Annotated in this window: 16 protein-coding genes, 1 tRNA gene and 1 pseudogene; 8 read left to right on the top strand and 10 right to left on the bottom strand. The window is 33.3% G+C overall.

The annotated features are described in order from the left end of the window. Positions 1–75 precede the first annotated feature (75 nt). The gene (locus NLJ00_RS07215) at positions 76–1,176 is read right to left on the bottom strand and encodes a DUF4407 domain-containing protein (protein ID WP_256636729.1); all 1,101 of its coding nucleotides are present in this window, start codon (positions 1,174–1,176) and stop codon (positions 76–78) included. A 232-nt stretch (positions 1,177–1,408) separates the two neighbouring features. Here NLJ00_RS07215 and NLJ00_RS07210 point away from each other — a divergent pair, with 232 nt between their 5' ends. Continuing rightward, on the top strand, positions 1,409–4,219 hold the full coding sequence (locus NLJ00_RS07210) for a TonB-dependent receptor (RefSeq protein WP_256636728.1): 2,811 nt from the start codon (positions 1,409–1,411) through the stop codon (positions 4,217–4,219). A 75-nt stretch (positions 4,220–4,294) separates the two neighbouring features. Continuing rightward, a complete protein-coding gene (locus tag NLJ00_RS07205; RefSeq protein WP_256636727.1) occupies positions 4,295–5,353 on the top strand; it encodes a phytase in 1,059 nt (352 codons plus the stop codon). A gap of 221 nt (positions 5,354–5,574) precedes the next feature. Here NLJ00_RS07205 and pckA read toward each other — a convergent pair whose 3' ends face one another. Further along, positions 5,575–7,179 (bottom strand): phosphoenolpyruvate carboxykinase (ATP), encoded by a 1,605-nt coding sequence (gene pckA, locus NLJ00_RS07200; protein WP_073483558.1) that lies wholly within the window; start codon positions 7,177–7,179, stop codon positions 5,575–5,577. A gap of 206 nt (positions 7,180–7,385) precedes the next feature. Then, positions 7,386–7,772: a DUF423 domain-containing protein gene (locus NLJ00_RS07195; protein ID WP_256636726.1), complete on the bottom strand. Its 387-nt coding sequence runs from the start codon at positions 7,770–7,772 to the stop codon at positions 7,386–7,388. A gap of 186 nt (positions 7,773–7,958) precedes the next feature. On the opposite strand from NLJ00_RS07195, the gene NLJ00_RS07190 reads away from it, so the two are divergent. Continuing rightward, positions 7,959–9,323 (top strand): saccharopine dehydrogenase family protein, encoded by a 1,365-nt coding sequence (locus NLJ00_RS07190; RefSeq protein ID WP_256636725.1) that lies wholly within the window; start codon positions 7,959–7,961, stop codon positions 9,321–9,323. 116 nt (positions 9,324–9,439) lie between these two features. On the opposite strand, the gene NLJ00_RS07185 is transcribed toward NLJ00_RS07190, so the two are convergent. From NLJ00_RS07185 to NLJ00_RS07175, 3 genes are all read right to left on the bottom strand, one after another. Then, positions 9,440–10,855: an N-acetylmuramoyl-L-alanine amidase gene (locus NLJ00_RS07185; protein ID WP_319800414.1), complete on the bottom strand. Its 1,416-nt coding sequence runs from the start codon at positions 10,853–10,855 to the stop codon at positions 9,440–9,442. Next, on the bottom strand, positions 10,852–11,223 hold the full coding sequence (locus tag NLJ00_RS07180; RefSeq protein WP_056207485.1) for a BlaI/MecI/CopY family transcriptional regulator: 372 nt from the start codon (positions 11,221–11,223) through the stop codon (positions 10,852–10,854). Before NLJ00_RS07180 ends, NLJ00_RS07185 begins: the two co-directional genes overlap by 4 nt. A gap of 465 nt (positions 11,224–11,688) precedes the next feature. Beyond that, a complete protein-coding gene (locus NLJ00_RS07175) occupies positions 11,689–13,077 on the bottom strand; it encodes a dipeptidase (RefSeq protein ID WP_256636724.1) in 1,389 nt (462 codons plus the stop codon). 109 nt (positions 13,078–13,186) lie between these two features. Here NLJ00_RS07175 and NLJ00_RS07170 point away from each other — a divergent pair. From NLJ00_RS07170 to NLJ00_RS07160, 3 genes are all read left to right on the top strand, one after another. After that, positions 13,187–13,268: transfer RNA gene (locus tag NLJ00_RS07170), tRNA-Leu, on the top strand. Between the two features lie 191 nt (positions 13,269–13,459). Continuing rightward, a complete protein-coding gene (locus NLJ00_RS07165; protein ID WP_256636723.1) occupies positions 13,460–14,374 on the top strand; it encodes a DUF4062 domain-containing protein in 915 nt (304 codons plus the stop codon). Further along, positions 14,371–15,393, top strand: a complete 1,023-nt coding sequence (locus NLJ00_RS07160) for a DUF4062 domain-containing protein (RefSeq protein ID WP_256636722.1) — start codon at positions 14,371–14,373, stop codon at positions 15,391–15,393. Before NLJ00_RS07165 ends, NLJ00_RS07160 begins: the two co-directional genes overlap by 4 nt. A gap of 118 nt (positions 15,394–15,511) precedes the next feature. On the opposite strand, the gene NLJ00_RS07155 is transcribed toward NLJ00_RS07160, so the two are convergent. Beyond that, positions 15,512–15,745 carry a hypothetical protein gene (locus tag NLJ00_RS07155; RefSeq protein WP_256636721.1) on the bottom strand — a complete coding sequence of 78 codons (234 nt, stop codon included), beginning with the start codon at positions 15,743–15,745 and terminating at the stop codon, positions 15,512–15,514. A gap of 135 nt (positions 15,746–15,880) precedes the next feature. On the opposite strand from NLJ00_RS07155, the gene NLJ00_RS07150 reads away from it, so the two are divergent. Next, positions 15,881–16,354, top strand: coding sequence for a YcxB family protein (locus NLJ00_RS07150; protein ID WP_256636720.1), 474 nt, complete (start codon positions 15,881–15,883; stop codon positions 16,352–16,354). Positions 16,355–16,492: 138 nt separating this feature from the next. Here NLJ00_RS07150 and NLJ00_RS07145 read toward each other — a convergent pair whose 3' ends face one another. Next, complete coding sequence (locus NLJ00_RS07145) at positions 16,493–16,747, bottom strand: hypothetical protein (RefSeq protein ID WP_256636719.1); 255 nt, start codon at positions 16,745–16,747, stop codon at positions 16,493–16,495. 340 nt (positions 16,748–17,087) lie between these two features. Here NLJ00_RS07145 and NLJ00_RS07140 point away from each other — a divergent pair, with 340 nt between their 5' ends. Further along, the gene (locus NLJ00_RS07140; protein ID WP_256636718.1) at positions 17,088–17,879 is read left to right on the top strand and encodes a DUF6055 domain-containing protein; all 792 of its coding nucleotides are present in this window, start codon (positions 17,088–17,090) and stop codon (positions 17,877–17,879) included. Between the two features lie 417 nt (positions 17,880–18,296). Here NLJ00_RS07140 and NLJ00_RS07135 read toward each other — a convergent pair. Continuing rightward, a pseudogene (locus tag NLJ00_RS07135) lies at positions 18,297–18,824 on the bottom strand (HAD family hydrolase); the annotation flags it as partial. Positions 18,825–19,138: 314 nt separating this feature from the next. Beyond that, a complete protein-coding gene (locus NLJ00_RS07130) occupies positions 19,139–20,722 on the bottom strand; it encodes an MFS transporter (RefSeq protein ID WP_256636716.1) in 1,584 nt (527 codons plus the stop codon).

Here is a 20,722-nt window from a genome sequence, read left to right as displayed (position 1 = left end):
CAGAAACAGAAAAATTCTATTTCTGGCTTTTACTTTTTTATATGACTTTAAGACTTTTGACTTTATGACTTTCGGCTAAAGCGTAGCCTTTTGTTTGTCTAAAAAGTTATGTGATTGTAATTCTAGTAATTCCTTTGCATTTTTTCGCTGTAAATCGTACAAACCTTTATCTTCGGCAATATCAGCGTATACTCTGTCATGCATTTCTGCACTTGTTTTCATTAATAATTCACGTTGGTATTTGTTTTGTTCCAAAGTAGCTTTCATTGCTGTTTCAGCCTCTTCTTGTTTAAAGTCGAATTCTCCTTTTGGTGCTAATAATTTGGCAATAATTGGAGACGTTTCGATTGCTAAAAACAACAACATTATAAAAAATGACGGAAGCCACGGCAGTTTGTTTAACGCATTTATACGCGCCATTAATCCGTCAAAACCTTCGATAATTGGCTGTGTTTGCGTAACTTTTTTATCTAAATCGGCTTGAAGTTGTTTACCTGCTTTTTCTTTTTCGGCAATTTTAGCTTCGTTCGTTTTTTTCAGCGTTTCAAATTCTTTTAGAGACGCATCGTGTTTTTCGCGTTTTTCTTTATAAACCGGGCCTTTTCCCAATTTCTTAGTTCCGGCAGTTCCTTCAGCTTCTGTAATATAAGTTGAATACAAAGCGTTTACTTCTTTTTCTTTCTTTACAATATCCGCTTTTAAAGCTGCAATCTCAGCCTTATTTTTATCTAAATCGGTTTTGAAATACGTTCCAATTTGCTTTTTATTGGCCAATTCCATTTCGTTTTTCTCTTTCAATAAAACGGTATTGATTTCTTTTTCGAAAATTTTAATTTCTAGAGGTTTCGAAATTACAATAGCAATAATAATGGCAAGTAGAATACGCGGAGTCGCCTGCAGAAATTCATCCATAAAACGGTCTCTCTTTTTAATTGTAGAAACGATAAATCGGTCTAAATTAAAAATCAATAAACTCCATACAAACCCAAAAATTAAAGCCGGATAAATAGAGTCAAAAACGGTGAAAAGTGCATAAGCACTGGCTAAAAATGCCATTACAGCGGTAAAGAATACGGTGGCACCAATACCAACATATTTGGTTTGTTCGCCTTCTGAACATCCTTCTAATAAATCTCGGTCAGCACCGGAACAAAGGATAAAAAATTGTTTTAACATGATTGATGATTTTTGATTGTGATTGATATGGCAAATTTAACGCCAAATTTTCAATTACGTTCAAAATATCGATTTGTTTTTAGCTGCAAATCAATTATTTGAGACATAAATGTTAGTTAAACATTAATAAGAATAAGGAATAACTGACTAATCATAACACTATGTTAATTTTTTTAAAGGGTTTTAGTAATACTAAGAGTCTAGTTTCGCAAAGAATCAAAGTAAACACACAATGAAAAAAATCAATTTATTATTAATGTTCTTATTTTTAGCCGTTTCGGGTTATGCGCAAAAAGCGATAATTTCCGGAAAAGTGCTGGATGCAGACGACAAACTTCCGCTGCCGGGAGCTATGGTCCAGATTATTGGAGAAAACAAATACACGATTTCTGACTACAACGGCCGTTTTGAATTATTAAATATTAATGTTGGAACTTATAAAGTTGAAGTAAAATATATTGGATATACTTCTATAACTCATGAAATTACTGTTGAACAAGGCAAAAACAATGTTTTAGATTTCGCTCTTAAAACTTCTGGAACGGAATTAAACGAAGTTGTAGTTGGAGATATCTTAAAAGGTCAGGCAAAAGCGCTGAATCAGCAAAAAAACAATAAAAACATCGGAAACGTAATTTCATCAGATCAAATGGGTCGTTTTCCAGATGCTAACGTTGGAGATGCTTTAAAACGTGTTCCGGGGATTACAATGCAAAATGACCAAGGTGAAGCCCGTAATATTATTATTAGAGGTTTGGCTCCGTCTTTAAACTCGGTTACTTTAAATGGAGACCGAATTCCTTCTGCAGAAGGAGATAACAGAAACGTACAAATGGATTTAATTCCGTCTGATATGATTTCGACTATTGAAGTAAATAAAACTTTAACTTCAGACATGGATGCTGACGCTATTGGAGGTTCTGTAAACTTAATTACAAGAGCAACTCCAAATGGGGAAAGAATTTCTGCAACTCTTGCGGGAGGTTATTTACCAATTCGTGAACACGCAAGTTACACAGCAGGTTTTGTATACGGAAATCGTTTTTTCGACAATAAATTAGGGGCTGTATTTAGCGGTTCTTATAACAATGTTGATTACGGATCTGATAACATAGAAAACGAATGGGTAAAAGATGATTTTGGAAATGAATATTTACAAGCTTCAGAAATTAGAAAATATGATGTACAGCGTATTCGCCGCAGCGGATCGATTGCTTTAGATTATAAATTTGACGAAAACAATACCATTTTTGCTAATGCCATTTACAACTGGAGAGATGATAGAGAAAACCGTTTTAGAACGACTTATGATGATATCGAACCTATTTATAATGGTGAACAAATTACAGGTTTTGAAGGTCGTGTAAAACGTCAGACAAAAGGTGGTTTAGATAATAGCAGAAACAAAAACAGAAGATTAGAAGATCAAAGAGTCCAGAATTATTCTCTTCGCGGAGAGCATTTAATCAATTCCAGTTTAGATTTAGACTGGTCTGCAAATTATGCGAAAGCTAGAGAATATCGTCCGGGAGAACGATATATTGAATATCGTCAGAAAGGTTTAGAAATGTTTGAAGATTTATCTAATCCAAGATTTCCTTTAATGACAACTGTGGGAGAATCAACGGATGAATTCAAGTTTGATTCAGTTACTGAAAATACAGATGAAACCAGCGAAAGTGAATTCGGTGCAAAAGTAAATATCCGTTTTCCATTTTCGGTAATTGCCGGAGAAAAAGGAAGATTAAGAACAGGTTTAAGACTTCGTTTGAAGGAAAAAGAAAGAAATAATATGTTCTATTCTTACGAACCTGTTAATGACGGAATGGAATTATTATCTGAAGTTCCAAACAGTTATTATGATGGACAAGGATTTAATCCGGGAAGTAAATATGTTCCAGGAGCATTTGCTTCGGCTGCTTTTTTAGGAAGTTTGGATTTAAACAATGCAGCTTTATTTGATAAAGAAGCAAATCCTTCGGAATATTTAGCGGTAAATTACAATGCAAAAGAGCGTATTTCTGCCGCTTACGTAAGATGGGATCAGGATTTTAACGACAAACTTTCTATGGTTTTAGGTTTCCGTATGGAAAATACACATATTGATTATACTGGAAACCGTGTTTTGGATGAAGAAGAATTAGAAAGCAAAATCAACAATACAAACTCTTACACAAATTTACTGCCAAGTATTTCTTTTCAATATAATGCTACTAAGGATTTAGTTTTAAGAGCTGCAGCAACTACCGCTTTAGCAAGACCAAACTATTATGCTTTAGCTCCTTATGTAAATAATATTGCTTCAGATAAAGAAATTACTGCCGGAAATCCAGATCTTGATGCAACATACTCATACAATTATGATTTCATGGCCGAGAATTATTTCAAATCTGTTGGTTTGATTTCTGGAGGCGTTTTCTACAAAAGATTAAATGATTTCATTTACAATTACAGTGATAATGAATACGACAGCGTGAAATTTGCCAATGATTTCCCTAATCAGACAAATCCAATTCCGGTTGGTGAAAACTGGTCATTTTTGCAATCACGAAATGGTGATACAGTTGATGTTTACGGATTTGAAGTCGCATTTCAACGTCAGTTAGATTTCCTTCCGGGTCAATTCTTAAAAGGTTTTGCAGTTTATTTAAACTATACGTACACAAAATCTAAAGCAAAAGGAATTTCCGATGAGGATGGAAACGAAAGAAAAGATATCAGTCTTCCGGGAACTACTCCGCATATGTTTAATGGATCTTTATCTTGGGAAAACAAACGTTTTTCTGCAAGAATTTCAACCAACTTTACTTCTGATTATTTAGATGAATTAGGTTCAGAATCGTACAAAGACAGTTATTACGACAAACAGTTTTTCTTAGATGCCAATGCTGCTTTCAAGATTACGCCAAAACTTCGTCTTTTTGCCGAAGCTAATAACTTAACCAACCAGCCATTGCGTTACTATCAAGGAATTGAAACGCATACAAAACAAGTAGAATATTACCAGGCCCGTTACAATTTCGGATTGAAATTAGACTTGTAATAATCCATTTATAAATTTCTTAAATTAGACAGGACTTTACCGTTCTGTCTAATTTCATTTAAAATAAAATACCTAATGAAAAACAAAACTGTACTTGCTTTTTTATTTTTAAGCCTTTCATTTACAGCTTGTAAAGACGATAAATTAGCACCAATCCAACCAAATGCGGTAAAACCAACAACGGTTACCGAAGCGTTGCCTCACGATACAGATGATCCTTCAATATGGATTAATCCAACAGATGCAACAAAAAGTATTATTGTGGGAACGGATAAAGATACCGACGGCGGCTTGTATGCTTTTGATTTGAATGGAAAAATCCTTAAAAAATCAATTGTTTTACAACGTCCAAATAATGTTGATATCGCTTATGGATTAATTATTGACGGAAAAAAAGTAGATATTGCCGTTACAACAGAACGTGAAACCAACAAAATTAGATTTTTCAGTTTACCTGATTTAGAACCAATTGATAATGGCGGAATTCCTGTTTTTGAAGGCGAAACAGAAAGAGATCCGATGGGAGTTTCTTTATACACACGTCCAAGCGATCAGAAGATTTTTGCTATTGTGGGAAGAAAAACGGGTCCGACAGGAAGTTATTTATGGCAGTATGAACTTTCTGGAAACGGGAAATTTGCTGCTGCAAAAGTGATTCGTAAATTTGGAACTTACAGCGGTAAAAAAGAAATTGAAGCAATTGCAGTAGATAACGAATTAGGTTTTGTTTACTATTGCGACGAACAAGTTGGCATTAGAAAATACAAAGCTGATCCTGCCTTAAACGATAATAAAGAATTGGCTTTCTTTGGTCAAAAAGATTTCAAAGCAGATCATGAAGGAATCGCGATTTACAAAAAAACCGATTCAACGGGATATATTTTAGTTTCAAATCAGCAGGCAAATTCTTTTATGGTTTATGCCAGAGAAGGTTCAAAAGGAAATCCAAATAAGCATGTTTTATTGGCAGAAGTTCCAACTTCAACAATTGAATGCGACGGTGCCGATGTTACAAGCGTAAACTTAGGTCCAAAATACAAAAACGGACTTTTCGTGGCCATGAGCAACGGAATGACGTTTCATTATTATGCGTGGGATTTGATCCAGAAACGTATTGATGAAGGGAAGAAATAAAGTGGTCAGTGGTCAGTTTTTAGTGATCAGTTTTTAAAATGACGAAAAAATTTGTCAGGCTGAGCGAAGTCGAAGCCCTCGCAACGTAAAAGCTCTTCGACTTCGCTCAGAGTGACATTGCAAACGTACCGTGACTGAACACTAAAAATCTGAACACTGAATACTAAAAAAAAGCTGTTCATAACTGAACAGCTTTTTTAATTTGAATTAAATAATTCCTTTTATTCTGTAATCGGTGCGCCTGCTAAGATTTCAGCATTTGCAAACTCTTCAAATTTGGCAAAATTAGCTTTGAATTTCTGAGCTAATTCCAGCGCTTTTTTATCGTATAAATCTTTGTCTTCCCATGTATTTCTAGGATTTAAAATTTCCTCTGGAACATTAGGGCAAGATTGTGGTTTTGCAATTCCAAATACTGCGTGATTTTTGTATTCTACATTATCCAGTTCTCCGTTTAATGCAGCAGTAATCATGGCGCGAGTATATTTTAGTTTCATACGGCTTCCCGTTCCGTATGCACCGCCAGTCCAACCTGTGTTGATTAACCAAACTTTTACATCAGCATCTTTCATTTTTTTGCTTAACATTTCAGCATATTTTGTTGGATGTAAAGGCATAAAAGGCGCTCCAAAACAAGCAGAGAAATTAGGTTGTGGTTCTGTAACTCCAGCTTCTGTTCCTGCAACTTTTGCTGTATATCCAGAAATAAAATGATAAGCAGCCTGCCCGGGAGTTAATCTTGAAATTGGAGGCAGGATTCCGAAAGAATCTGCTGTAAGGAAAAATATATTTTTTGGGTTATGACCAATAGAACCCGGCTGAATATTGTCAATATGTGTTATTGGGTAACTTACACGAGTGTTTTGAGTGATCGAAACATCATCATAATCCACTTCTTTAGTTCCCGCTTTGAAAACTACATTTTCTAAAAGTGCACCTTTTTTGATCGCTCTGTAAATGTCCGGTTCGTTTTCTTCTGTTAAGTTGATTACTTTAGCGTAACATCCGCCTTCAAAATTGAAAACAGTATTTTCTCCAGTCCATCCGTGTTCATCGTCTCCGATTAATTTACGTTCCGGATCTGCAGATAAAGTTGTTTTTCCTGTTCCGGATAATCCGAAGAAAATAGCTGTATCTCCATTTTTACCAACATTGGCACTGCAATGCATTGGTAATGTATTTTCAAAAACCGGTAAAATGAAGTTTAAAGCAGAGAAAATTCCTTTTTTCATTTCTCCTGTATAACCCGTTCCGCCAATTAAGGCTACTTTTTTAGTAAAATCTAAAATAGCAAAGTTAGACTGACGTGTTCCGTCTACAGCAGGATCTGCCATGAAACTTGGAGCACAAACTACAGTCCATTCTGGAGTAAAGTTTGCAAGTTCAGACTCTTCCGGACGTAAAAACATATTGTAACAGAACAAATTTGACCAGGCTGTTTCGGTAACAACACGAACGTTTAGTCTGTAATTTGGATCTGAACACACGTAAGCATCACGAACAAAAACCTCTTTGTCTGATAAAAACTTGGTTACCTTATTATATAATTTCTCAAAAGCTTCTGGTGAAAACGGAATATTTACATTTCCCCACCATACTTTATCTTCTGTAATGCTGTCTTTTACAATAAAACGATCTTGTGGAGAACGCCCTGTAAATTCACCTGTATTAATTGCCAAAGCACCTGTAGAGGCCTCAACACCTTGTCCTGACTGCACAGTTATTGCATGCAGTTCATCTGCTGATAACTGGTAACGAACCGTTGCATTTTCTATTCCTAATTCTTTTAACGAAATCGATTGCGCGAAAAGTGTGTTATTGTCCATAAATTTAATGTTGTGTTGTATGTTATTTTTTGGTGCAACAAAATATAATTTTACTTATTCTTAAACGTAAAGTCCAAGTTTGCAAATTGTTATATTTTTCATCAAAGAAGATAAAAAGGAATAAAAATTCACATAAGTAACGTTATATGTTAATTATGAGACAAAATTAAAGATTAATTTTTACACAGAATTTTTTTTTCTGGATTTTATGATTTTTTCCTCAAAATAGTAAGAAATAATACCGCCCAGCCAATAATTAATAAGAATCCGCCCAAAGGTGTTGCGAATACGATAATTTTAGAATCAAAAACTGTAAGACTTTTAGTAGCTAATAAATAAATAGATCCGCTAAAGAGAACAACACCGGCAACAACTAAATTATAGATTGTTTTTAAGGTTTTTTCGGCGATGTCTTTTCTGGTTGAAAGAAAAAGTAAAAAAAGAGCGTGGTACATTTGGTAACGAACACCAACTTCAAAAGTGTTTAACTCATCAACACCCAGATATTTCTTAAGTAAATGGGCTCCAAAAGCACCAAAAATAATGGCTAACATTCCTATAAAGGCTCCAGTTAAAACTATTCTTCTTTTCATATTTTCCAGACTTTTAATTTGAAACAAAAATACTTCATCCTATTCAATATTCATTTTAGTTTTTAAAATATTTCAGCTCTAAAAATGACTTTTTTGTTCGATTTACGAATTAAATAATTATCATTTTTCAAATTATATTTGTTATATTTATAACATTTTAATATGTTTGTGTTAAATATTAGAGTTATGAGAAGCGTTTTAATAATTGGAGCCGGCAGATCAGCATCTTCGCTGATTCGTTACTTACTTGCAAAATCAGAAACCGAAAACCTGCATCTAGTTGTTGCCGATTTGTCTTTGGCTTTAGCCGAGAAAAAAACACAAAAACATCCAAACGCAACTCCAATTGCTTTAGATATTTTTAATACCGAAGAAAGACGTGCCGCAATTGAAAAAGCTTCTATTGTAATTTCAATGCTTCCGGCACATTTACATATCGAAATTGCTAAAGACTGTCTTCAGTTCAAAAAACATCTTGTAACAGCATCTTATATAAGTGATGCCATGCAGGCTCTTGATGAAGAAGCCAAAAAGAACAACCTGATTTTCATGAACGAAATTGGTCTTGATCCCGGAATCGACCATATGAGCGCCATGAAAGTTATTGACGAAATCACTTCAAAAGGCGGTAAAATGCTTTTGTTTGAATCGTTTTGCGGAGGTTTAGTAGCTCCTGAATCTGATAATAATTTATGGAATTATAAATTTACCTGGGCGCCTAGAAACGTAGTTTTAGCCGGACAAGGCGGAGCTGCAAAATTTATTCAGGAAGGCACTTATAAATATATTCCATACAGCGCATTATTTCGCCGGACAGAATTTCTTGAAGTGGAAGGCTACGGAAAATTTGAAGCCTACTCTAATCGTGATTCGCTTAAATACAGATCAATTTACGGACTTGATGATGTTCTGACATTATATAGAGGAACAATTCGAAGAGTTGGTTTTTCGAAAGCGTGGAATATGTTCGTGCAACTGGGAATGACAGATGATAGTTATGTTATCGAAGATTCTGAAAACATGAGCTATCGTCAATTTATGAATTCGTTTCTTCCGTATCATCCAACAGATTCTGTTGAAATCAAGACTCGTTTTATTCTTAAAATCGATCAGGACGATATTATGTGGGATAAGCTTTTAGAATTGGATTTATTTAACCCAAACAAAAAAGTAAACCTGCCAAATGCGACTCCGGCTCAAATTTTAGAAAAAATCTTAACCGACAGCTGGGCTCTTGAACCAGATGATAAAGATATGATCGTGATGTATCATAAATTTGGTTATGAACTAAATGGCGAGAAAAAACAAATCGATTCAAAAATGGTTTGTATTGGCGACGATCAAACGTATACCGCAATGGCAAAAACAGTCGGACTTCCAGTTGCAATGGCAACTTTGCTGATTTTAAACGGAAAAATTACAACTCCGGGCGTTCAGCTTCCGATAAAAAAAGAAGTTTACGAACCAATATTAAAGGAATTAGAAGAGTACGGCGTTATTTTTAACGAACAAGGAGTACCTTATTTTGGATACAATCCGGATTTATTTTAATCCGGATCTCACTTTTTTATTTTTAGAATTTTTTTTAGTTTATTTTTCCGCTTTCAGAAAATCTGAAAGCGGATTTTTTATTTTTAGGCTAAAAGGACAGCGCTATAGACTTCTGTTTATATTTTTATGAATTCTATGATTTTATTTGCAATTTCATTTTGTCCATTTTCGCTAATCAGATAATTTCTATCATTTTCATTTGTCAAATAGCCAATTTCTACTAATAATGCAGGACATTTTGAGTTTTTGAGCACAAAGTAATTCGCATCTTTAACCTCACCTTTGGCAAGCTTTTCATTTGAAATTTTATCAACTAAATTTTCAGCCTTTTCCTTTGATTCTTCATAAAAACCATTTTGTTTTGAAACATACGCATTTACCCCATTTTCATTCAAATTTTCTGAACTATTTACATGTAGAGAAATGACCAAACTTGGGTTTATTTTGTTTATTTTCGATACTCTTTCACTTAATTCAATAAAGCTGTCATCTTTTCTAAGCAAAATAATTTCAATTTCATCTTTACTATTCAATAGCTTTATTTTATTCGCAATATTTTCTACAATTTTCTTTTCTTGCCCGGCACCAATCTGCGCTCCAATATCTTCTCCTCCATGTCCGGCATCAATTACTATAGTTTTTTTGCCACTTAATGGCAATGGTTTGAAAGCTAATATCAAAAAGATTGTTAAAAGGCCTAAAACAGCTAAAGACTGCATCATTAGGGATTTTGTTTTTGAAGTGATTTTTGTCATCATAATAAGTCGTTTTTTTGTTGATAAAAAATTTAAATTACTAGTCAAATAAATGGGTTGGGAAATGTTGAATTTGTTAAGCAAAAGGTTCTGATATAAATAAACATCATGATGTGCTGCTATTACATTTTCATCTGCCAAAAACTCATGATTAAGCTGAATGGCTTTTTTGTAAAAAATAAAGATAGGATTGAACCAAAATAACGTTTTCAAAACTTCTATAAAAATCACATCAAGAGTATGTTTTTGCTTTACATGGGCAATTTCATGCGTAAACAATTCTTGCTCTATTAGTCCATTTTCAAAATCATTTTGATTCATGTAAATGGAATTCCAAAAAGAATAAGGCAATGTTTTCTCTGAGAGTAAAACCATTCTTATGTTTTGATACACAATGATTTTAGATACTTTAGCCTTAGAAGTGATTTTATAAATATTTTGAACAAACCGATAACTTAGTATTAAAGTAATTAAACCATAAATTATCCATAATAGAGAAAGCCAGTAATTGGTTTGTTCATCTTTGTTTATATCTATCAATTCTGTTTGAATTGGAAAATGACCTGTATTAGTCGAAAACGGAATTGCATTATTGTACACAATAGGAATATCTTGTTGAATTTCAAAAGACATGAAAGGAACCACTATTGAAAACAATAAACTGACTAATAAAAAATACCTGTTGAAGCGAAACATTTTTTCTTTTTGCAAGAGCAAATGGTATACAGCCAAAAGAACGCTTAAGCTAACTGTCGATTTTATTAGAAAGTCTGTCATTTTTTCTTTTTTTGAATTTCCGAGTCGATTATTTTTCTAAGATCTTCTAATTCTGAAGCCGACAAATTGGTTTCGGTCGTAAAAAAAGAAGCAAACTGCGAAGCTGAATTATTAAAGAAATTGCTAATAAGCCCTTTTACATGTTTTGAGAAATAATCCGTTTTTTTTACCAAAGGATAATATTCTCTCGAATTTCCAAATTCATTATAAGCAACAAATTTTTTGTCGATCATTCGTTTTAAAAGCGTTGCAACGGTTGTTGTTGCCGGTTTTGGTTTTGGATACGCTTCAAGTAAATCTTTCATAAAAGCTTTTTCAAGCTTCCAAAGATGTTCCATTAATTGTTCTTCTGAGTTTGATAGCTGCATATTTTTAAGGTTCTAAGATTCTGAGTTGCTAAGTTGCTAAGTTTCTAAGTTTCTAAGTTTTTTCTCTTCGGGTTAAACAATCCCTTATAGTTCTACATTTATAGATTTTATTCTACAAATGTAGAGTTAAAATTTTAATATGCAAATTTATTTAGGAAAAATTTATTTTAAGTCACACAAAAACAAAGCTTTAAGGATATTTTTTTTAATTACCTCCAGCTTTAGCTGGAGGTGTAGAAGGAACTCAAGAGAAAAGGCTTTAGCTAAATTTATATTGTATTTAATTAAAACAAAATCCCTAATAGTTCGGCTAAAGCCAATGTTAATCTCTTTTAAAAACCTCCAGCTAAAGCTGGAGGCAATTGAAAAAATCTTTATTCCTTTCCAAAAAAAAATCCGCTCATTTCTGAACGGATTTTATATCTTAAAAAACTTAGTGTCTTAGCGCCTTCGCGGCAAATCAGCTTATTTACTCAATTCCACAAAATATTTGTAAAACAACGGAATAGTCTCAATTCCTTTCAAGTAATTAAAGATCCCGAAATGCTCATTTGGCGAGTGAATTGCATCACTATCCAAACCAAATCCCATCAAAATAGTTTTGCTTTTTAATTCTTTCTCAAACAAAGCCACAATTGGAATACTTCCACCAGAACGAACCGGAATTGCAGGAACTCCAAACGTTTCAGTATATGCTTTATTTGCCGCCTGATATCCAATGCTGTCAATTGGCGTAACGTAACCTTGTCCACCGTGGTGAGGCGTTACTTTTACCGTAACTCCAGCCGGAGCAATACTTGTGAAATGTTTTGTAAAAAGTTCTGTAATCTCTACCCAATCCTGATTTGGAACCAAACGCATTGAGATTTTAGCAAAAGCTTTACTCGCAATAACCGTTTTGGCACCTTCGCCAGTATAACCGCCCCAGATTCCGTTTACGTCTAAAGTCGGACGAATTGAGTTGCGTTCGTTAGTTACATAACCTTTCTCGCCGTAAACATCAGCGATGTTTAAAGCGTTTTTATATTTTTCTAAACTAAAAGGCGCTTTTGCCATTTCAGCTCTTTCTTCTGCAAATAATTCCTGAACTTTATCATAGAATCCCGGAATCGTAATATGATTGTCTTCATCGTGAAGAGAAGCAATCATTTTTGCCAAAATATTAATTGGATTTGCCACAGCACCGCCGTATAAACCAGAATGCAAATCGCGGTTTGGTCCTGTAACTTCAACCTCAACATAACTCAAACCTCTTAAACCTGTCGTAATCGATGGTTGTTGGTTAGAAATCATTCCCGTATCTGAAATCAAAATAACGTCGTTTTTCAGTTTTTCCTGATTGCGTTCTACGAACCAAGCCAAACTTGCAGAACCTACTTCTTCTTCACCTTCAATCATGAATTTTACGTTACAAGGCAAATTATTAGTTTGCACCATATATTCTAACGCTTTTACGTGCATGTACATTTGACCTTTGTCGTCACATGCTCCACGTGCAAAAATTGCACCTTCCGGGTGAATATCTGTAGTTTTTATAACCGGTTCAAATGGTGGTGAAGTCCATAATTCTAATGGATCTGGCGGTTGAACATCGTAGTGTCCGTAAACTAAAACCGTTGGAAGATTTGGGTCGATTATTTTTTCTCCATAAATAATTGGATAACCCGGAGTATCGCAAACTTCGACTAAATCGCAGCCTGCTTTTGATAAACTTTCTTTTACAGCCTCTGCTGTATCAATAACATCTTGTGAATATGCAGTGTCGGCACTTACCGACGGAATCTTTAATAATTCGATCAATTCATTGATAAACCGATCTTTATGTTGTTGAACGTAGGACTTAATATTTTCCATTTAAATAATTTTTATAGAAAATCAAAAGTACAAAAAAGAGAATTAATATTTTTTTTGAAATTTTTCTTTGAATATTCGAAAGTATGCTTATCTTTGCACCCACAATTACGCGGATATGGTGAAATTGGTAGACATGCCAGACTTAGGATCTGGTGCCGCAAGGCGTGTAGGTTCGAGTCCTATTATCCGCACTAAAAAAGCTTCTGAAGATTTTCAGAAGCTTTTTTGTTTTTACTACATTTTGTTTTTTGTTGTTAAAGTTGTTGATAAACAAATTGGCAGAATGTTCTTAATAGATTTGCATTTTTTATTTTTATCATCCTAATAAAAATTAGTGTTATTTTCTGATCAATAATCTGATACTTTTACTATCAAACTAACTATGAAAGATAAAAAACTACAAATTTTTGTATCATCTACATTTATAGATTTAAAAGAAGAACGTCAAGCAGCTGTAGAAGCTATATTATCATCTGGCCATATTCCTGCTGGTATGGAACTATTTTCTGCTGGTGATGAATCACAAATGTCAGTCATTAAACGATGGATTGATGAATCTGATATTTATTTATTAATATTTGGTGGAAGATACGGAAGTGTCGATTCCCTTACAGGCAAAAGTTATACCCATTTAGAATACGAATATGCTCTTGAAAAAGGAAAACCATTATTTGCAGTCGTAATCGATGAAAAAGCACTAGAAGCAAAAGTTAAAATTCATGGAACATCCGTGATTGAACAGGAAAACACTAAACAGTTAAAAGAATTTAAAACAATTGTTTTAAAAAATCTTGTGAAATTTTGGGAAGACAAAAAAGACATTAAACTTGCAATACATGAAACAATTTCTGATTTTAGTTACGGAAAAGAATTAACAGGCTGGATTAGAGGGGATAATTCTGTTAATACTGCTGCATTAGCCGAAGAAATTGCAAGACTTACAAAAGAAAATGCAAATTTAAGAGAGAAATTAAATTCTTCAAGTGCGTCTCCAAAAGCTCTTTATTCAAATTTGACTTATGAGGAGTTAGCAGAGTTATTAAGCAGTAAAAAAGTTAAAATCCAAGCAACAACCTATAATTTATTAGAATTCTTACTATATGTTGGGACACTTATATCTGAAAATAAAATAGTACAAGATGATTTTAAAAAAGGTATTGAGCAACTTATACTATATAAAATTGTAAAGAAAATAACCGGGAATGGTATTCAAGCCAAATTTGAATTTACAAATGAAGGTCATAATTTTTATTTAAAGGCTTTATCACTTGAACAAAAAAGCTCGTATAAACTATGAGAGATAAAAAATTTCAAATATTTGTGTCTTCTACTTTTACAGATTTAAAAGAAGAGCGTCAAGCTGCCGTTGAAGCAATACTTTCATCAGGACATATTCCAGCTGGAATGGAATTATTTTCAGCAGGTGATGAATCTCAAATGTCAGTCATAAAAAGATGGATTGACGAATCAGACATTTACTTATTAATACTTGGTGGTAGATATGGAAGCATCGACTCATCATCTGGCAAAAGCTATACACAATTGGAATATGAATATGCATTACAAATAAAGAAGCCATTATTTGCGGTTATAATTAATGACAGCGCTTTAGAAGAAAAAGTAAAAAAATATGGCACTAGTGTTATCGAAAAAGAAAATCAAAGTCTTTTAAACGAATTTAAAAGTGCTGTTTTAAAAAATCTTGTAAAGTTTTGGGATGATAAAAAAGATATTAAGTTAGCCATCCACGAAACAATTTCTGATTTTATTTATAGTAAAGAATTAGTCGGCTGGATAAGAGCCAATACAACTTCGAACCCAGAAATATACATTGAATTAAACGAATTGAGAAAAGAAAATCAAGAGATAAAATCAAAATTGGATTCAAAAGAAAAACAATCTGAATTAGAAAGCCTTGCAGATCTTAATGAAACAATTACAATTTCAGGAAAACATTCCTATTATAGTGTATATCATCATGGAACCATATCATCAAATTGGTCACAAAATTTAACTTGGGGAGAAATTTTCGCTTTAATATCTCCTTATCTATTAAAAAAACCTAATGATGCTAATGTCAAAGGAAAACTATCAAGTGTTATATATGAAATTACTCCAAATTATATTGATTCAGGAACAAGTATAATTAATGATCAAGATTTTCAAACTATTAAAATACAATTTAAAGCTCTTAATTTAATAGAGCTAGAAACAATACCAATAAATGCAGGAAAAAAAGATTTATTGTGGAGTACGACCGAAAAGGGAGAAAATTTAATGTTAAGCTTAAGAACAGTTAAAAGCAAAATACCTTAATTTCAATATTTATCATTCCGAGGAAAAGGAATCTCATGCGAAAATCGACAAAGATTTGCGGAGTTTCTGTTGCGATTTCTTCGTTCCTCTGATTACTAATGACACAAAAAAACTTTCTTCATTCAACATCCAAATAAGGATCAAGAACTTCTGCCAATTTATTCAGCCAATAAAAATTATCATCGATATTATTTAGTTCAGATTCCAAGGTTTCGCAACCTCGCATTGAACACATTGAAAGAGCGTAATTTACTTGTCGTATTGTTTTTGCTAAATCTTTTGGGTCAATTGTATTTGTGAAAAAATCTTTTAGTCTGTTTTCAACTTCTTCTGAAATATTATTTGTTTTCATAATTTTAGAATTTAAAATATTGCAAAAATCATCCGGAACATTTATTTTATGTGAGCAAATAAGCCTTCAACTCTAATTATTTTTTTCATATACAAAATCTATTTTTACTTTTACAGCAAATCCAAAAAGCTACTAATGATCAAAACCAAAAAATTTCACTTTACTAAAAAAGAATACCTCTCATTTATTATTAGAATTCTATTAAAAAAACGATGGTGGCTATATTCTATTATGTTGATATTAGCTATTGCAATTCTATTTAAGGATAACAAAGATTCCTCAGATATTTTTATGATTGTATTTGGCTTTCTCTTTCCCTTAATTACAATTTTTCAATATTGGAGATTTGCAAATTCAAAAGAAAACAAGATTATTCTTTCAGAAAGAGAGCATGAAATTTTCAACGACAAAATTATTTCTCGTTTTGATGAAACAACTGAAAGTACAATTGCAGTAACGAATTTCATAAAAGTTTTAGAACTAAATGATCTTTATATTTTATATCTCTCAAAAGGACAAAGTGTATTTTTCCCAAAACGAATTTTTGAAACTCCAGAAGATGAAAATTGGTTTAGAAACGAAGTGTTTTTGAAGATTAAAAACAGGTAAATTTAGGCGAAAGCCTTTCCTTTTCAAAACAAAAAATCAACCAAAAGCTACATTGAAAAAATTTAGGAATCTTCACGAAACACAAAAATTTGCTGTTGCAATTCCTTCTTTATTCTTTTTAAGCTGTTTGACAAAACATTATCTTGAAAATTTTAGAGGTACTTTGATATATGCGTACGGAAGTACGGGTTGTTTATTTCTATGCTGTTTGCTTGTCGTTTTTTCTTTAGTCAATTCTATTTTAATCATTAAAGATTTAAGAATTAAACTCCTGCCAAAAATTCTATGGCTTTTATTAAGCGCATCTGTTTTTCTTTTAATTACAGGATTAATAATTGCAATTGCTTTAGACATTGCATAATTTTCGGCTAAAGCCTTTCTTTTTTCCAACATAAAACCTCCAGTTTAAACTGGAGGCAATTTATTTAACTTTCTTATTCAATAAAGTAAATACGATCCGTTTGTTATTTCTCTTCGAAATGACAATACATTTGTGGTCAAAACACAGAAAAAATCCTTTTAATCATAATAATCTGTGGCTAAAAAAAAACTTTGCAACCTCGCTCCAGATAGCTATTGGGATTGCAAGATTAAAACTGCCAAAGCTTAACAATTCAGAAATTTCTTTAAATCTTTTTGTATTTAGTATTTAAATATTCTTATTTTTAAAACACCAAAAACCTAATTCTCAATATTTTGCTTGTTTTTAAATCTCAAAAAACATTTAGAACACATGAGGAAATACAAATTATTAATTATTCTTTTAGGAATTATTATTGGCGTTTTTTACGTTGCAAGAACAATTCGAACCTTTACCGTTAAACACAAGGCTCAAACTCTGGAATCGGAACATTTTATTATCTCCTACGACGGAATTTATAAAAGTGAAGCCGAAAAACTAAGCGAACATCTTGAAAGCAATTATACTGAAATAAGAACGAATTTAAAAGATGTAAAACACGGCCTGATAAAGGTTTTTGTTTACGGCTCACAATACAAGTTTAATGTCGCTACTGGTTTAGAAAATGCAAACGGCACAAGTCGCGGTCCAAATGAATTTCATTTTGTCTGGACAAACTGGTTCAATTCGATTTTTCCAGACGATCCGCTAAAAACGGCTCTGCATGAATTTACGCATTGTGTTCAGTTAAATATTTTAATCGACAAAGCAAAACAAACGATTACAACACAAAACCGCACCGAGTTTGATAAGCATTTTGATAAAAAGTTTGCAGCCGAATATCCGCGCTGGCTTTGGGAATCGATCAGTATTTTTGAAGCTGGAGAAGTAAATTCCTTAAGCGTAAAATATGCCAAAAGCAAAAACCTAACTTTAGAAGAACTTAATCACAGTAATCAGATTTACAATATTGGCTACACGATAATCGAATATCTTACCCAAAAATGGGGAAATGATATACTGCCAAAACTGATTGCTTCTTTTGGTAATATTGAGAAAACATTAAATATATCAACTAAGGAATTTGAAAAAGGCTGGATTGCTTTTTTGGAGGAGAAGTATTGAAGGTTTTTTTTATCCGTCTAGTTTGTCATTTCGAGGAACGAGAAATCGCACTAGAAACTCCGCAAAGATTGGCGATTCTCTTTGTAGATTCACGAGTGCGATTTCTCGTTCCTCGAAATGACAATACTTTGCGGTTACAATGCGGAAAAACCTTTACGGAGTTACTTGCGAAGATTTCTCGTTCCTCGAAATGACAAGATTGTGGCTACAGTATTGCTAAAAAAAAACCTTTGTCAAAGTTTAAAACTTTGACAAAGGCCTTACGTATAGTTTTGGAATTTATTTATTGGATTTTAATAACTCCAAAATCTTATCCACATTAATTTCACTATAATCATTAATATAAAAATCACATACTGGAAGTTGTTCTTTTGTATGCGTACTCAAAACGCCAACGACTTTCATTCCGGCATTTAATCCTGCTGTAATGCCCGAAAAAGAATCTTCGAAAACCACACAATCAGATGGAGAAACACCAACACGCTCTGCCGATTTTAGATATACTTCGGGATTTGGTTTATGAAACGTAACGTCTTCGCTTGACATCATCGAATCCATTTTGTCTGTGATTTTTAAGGCGTTTGCAATTAAATCCAGATTCGCACGCGGCGCCGATGTTGCAACTGCGGTTTTAAATCCGCGAGATTTTAATTCGCTTAAAAAATCTAAATAATGCGGAATCGTATCGACTTTATCTTTATAAATTTCACGAAACATTCCTTCTTTTTCGTCTTCGAGTTTTAAAAGTTCTTCTCCCGCAATTGGGCGTTTGAAGAAATGAGTCATAATATAACTGTTATGTTTTCCGTACATATGTTCTTCAAATTCTTCATTGGTATAAGGAACATTATATTTATCGAAAAATGCCTCAAAAGCCTTCACATGATGCGGATTGGTGTGCGAAATCACGCCATCCATATCAAAAATTACACATTGCTGTTTCATTTTATATTTTTGTTTTTTAACGGTTGCAAGATACTGATAAGTGTGGTTTACCGCAAAGTTGTGGAGAGGTTTCTCGCAGTGTTTTTTTAATCTCGCAAAGTCGCAGAGACGCAAAGTTTTTGTTTCACGCAGATTTTAAAAAGATTTAAGCAGATAAACACAGATAATTATTAAAATTAAATCTGCTAAAATCTGCAGAATCTGCGTGAAAAAAAATCCTTTAAATCTTATTAATCTGTGGCTTAAAAAACCTTTGCGTCTCTGCGACTTTGCGAGATTAAATTCACTCCACTTTGGAATTTGGAATTTGCATTTTAGCCGATCCAAATTTTACTTTTAACCAAAGTCATTGTTTGTCTTAAATGCTGATTACATGCTATCAGAATAATCAAAATCACCAAACCATAACCTACAATCGTATAAATCTCCATATCGGCTAATAAAGTGGCTTGCTTGGCAACAGTTCCGAAAACTTTCTTCAAGGCCAAAGTATTTGCATTATCTGCCGAATATCCTTTTGCCATAAAACTTTGTGCGGTTGCAGAAATCGTCTGCTGTGCTTCGGGATTTTCGCCCGTTACAAACTGACTTAGTTTTAAAAAGTGTTTTTTGTTTAAAAATACTACCGCATTCTGCATGACGCAAAAACCAATTGTACTTCCCCAAAAACGCCCGGAAACACCAACAATTCCAGAAGAAACCGCCATTTTTGCCGGAACCGAAGATGTGGTAAACAGGATTAAAGGAACAAATAAAAACCCCACTCCGATGCCTTGTAAAATATACGGAATGATAATATCTGACAAAGCAACATCTGGCACAAACAGAAACGTAAACCAAAAATGAAACAACGCAATTAACGAAAAACCAATTATAAAAATGATTTTCGTCGAAACAGATTTCATCAGAAAATAAGCAGCTAAAATAAGCCCGATTACATTTCCTAATCCGTTTATATATTGTACGCCCGCAACGCGCGACGGATCCCAATTCCAAATGGAAAACATCGCCGAATGACAAAGACTCAGTGTTGCTCTGCTGATGTAAAAAAGGAAAAACAATAAAAACCCGATTCGAAGATTGGCATATTTGAAGACTTCAAAATCAAAAGTGGGTCTTTTTACCAAAAGTTCTTTAAAGATGAATAAACCAGCCGTAATTAGAGAAATAATCAACATCAAAACCATTTGAGAAGAATCGAACCAATATTTTTTCTCGGCATAAACAAAAAAGTAAGCACCGCAAAGAATGGCAGTTAAAACCAAAAAATAACTCATCCAGTCGATTTGATACAACGGAATTTTCTTTGTGATTCGGTGCCCACGAAAAGTAACTAAGATTAAAAAGACATTTAAAACCTGCAATCCGCCCGAAACATAAAGCATGTATTTCCAGTCGTAATGATCCAGAAACCAAACCGCAATGTTCATAATAAATGGCGTTGACAATAACAGCGAACCGTAATAAAAGGAGAAACCAATTATAATGGCGTTTTTAGAATTAAACTGCTCGATCAACAATTGTCTGATTGTAATTACCGGAAGCGCCATCAGGATTCCCTCGGCAATTCTGAGTATTAAAAAAAGATAAAAATTGGTAATATACGCCGATGAAACAATCGTAATTCCAATTAAGGAATAAACCGCCATCAGGTAATTTTTTGCAGGGAAAAAACTCGAAAATCGACTTTCGATTAAAATCGTTGCCAGCAAAGTTCCGTATGTAACGCACATTGCAAACTGCAAATCTTCGGGCTCAATGTCCAAAAAACTGGCTGCGTAGGTTACGTTTGAAGTATAAACTCCCAATAAAATCATGGAATGCAAAAGGCAGACAAACAAAATAATAATGATTGCCCATTTTGGAACCCAGGATTTAAAAATACCTTTATCTTCCAT

The organism is Flavobacterium panici, from assembly GCF_024499525.1.
GTDB lineage: Bacteria > Bacteroidota > Bacteroidia > Flavobacteriales > Flavobacteriaceae > Flavobacterium > Flavobacterium panici.
The sequence above is the reverse complement of the archived record's forward strand: the minus strand, read 5'-3'. Positions and strand labels throughout refer to the sequence as shown.

Bases quoted from the DNA above. Each gene is read 5' to 3' on its own strand.
- pckA (WP_073483558.1), bottom strand. From the start codon at position 7,179: ATGGACAATAACACACTTTTCGCGCAATCGATTTCGTTAAAAGAATTA.
- NLJ00_RS07205 (WP_256636727.1), top strand. From the start codon at position 4,295: ATGAAAAACAAAACTGTACTTGCTTTTTTATTTTTAAGCCTTTCATTT.
- NLJ00_RS07165 (WP_256636723.1), top strand. From the start codon at position 13,460: ATGAAAGATAAAAAACTACAAATTTTTGTATCATCTACATTTATAGAT.
- NLJ00_RS07160 (WP_256636722.1), top strand. From the start codon at position 14,371: ATGAGAGATAAAAAATTTCAAATATTTGTGTCTTCTACTTTTACAGAT.
- NLJ00_RS07215 (WP_256636729.1), bottom strand. From the start codon at position 1,176: ATGTTAAAACAATTTTTTATCCTTTGTTCCGGTGCTGACCGAGATTTA.
- NLJ00_RS07185 (WP_319800414.1), bottom strand. From the start codon at position 10,855: ATGACAGACTTTCTAATAAAATCGACAGTTAGCTTAAGCGTTCTTTTG.
- NLJ00_RS07155 (WP_256636721.1), bottom strand. From the start codon at position 15,745: ATGAAAACAAATAATATTTCAGAAGAAGTTGAAAACAGACTAAAAGAT.
- NLJ00_RS07190 (WP_256636725.1), top strand. From the start codon at position 7,959: ATGAGAAGCGTTTTAATAATTGGAGCCGGCAGATCAGCATCTTCGCTG.
- NLJ00_RS07195 (WP_256636726.1), bottom strand. From the start codon at position 7,772: ATGAAAAGAAGAATAGTTTTAACTGGAGCCTTTATAGGAATGTTAGCC.
- NLJ00_RS07210 (WP_256636728.1), top strand. From the start codon at position 1,409: ATGAAAAAAATCAATTTATTATTAATGTTCTTATTTTTAGCCGTTTCG.
- NLJ00_RS07150 (WP_256636720.1), top strand. From the start codon at position 15,881: ATGATCAAAACCAAAAAATTTCACTTTACTAAAAAAGAATACCTCTCA.
- NLJ00_RS07180 (WP_056207485.1), bottom strand. From the start codon at position 11,223: ATGCAGCTATCAAACTCAGAAGAACAATTAATGGAACATCTTTGGAAG.
- NLJ00_RS07175 (WP_256636724.1), bottom strand. From the start codon at position 13,077: ATGGAAAATATTAAGTCCTACGTTCAACAACATAAAGATCGGTTTATC.
- NLJ00_RS07130 (WP_256636716.1), bottom strand. From the start codon at position 20,722: ATGGAAGATAAAGGTATTTTTAAATCCTGGGTTCCAAAATGGGCAATC.
- NLJ00_RS07145 (WP_256636719.1), bottom strand. From the start codon at position 16,747: ATGTTGGAAAAAAGAAAGGCTTTAGCCGAAAATTATGCAATGTCTAAA.
- NLJ00_RS07140 (WP_256636718.1), top strand. From the start codon at position 17,088: ATGAGGAAATACAAATTATTAATTATTCTTTTAGGAATTATTATTGGC.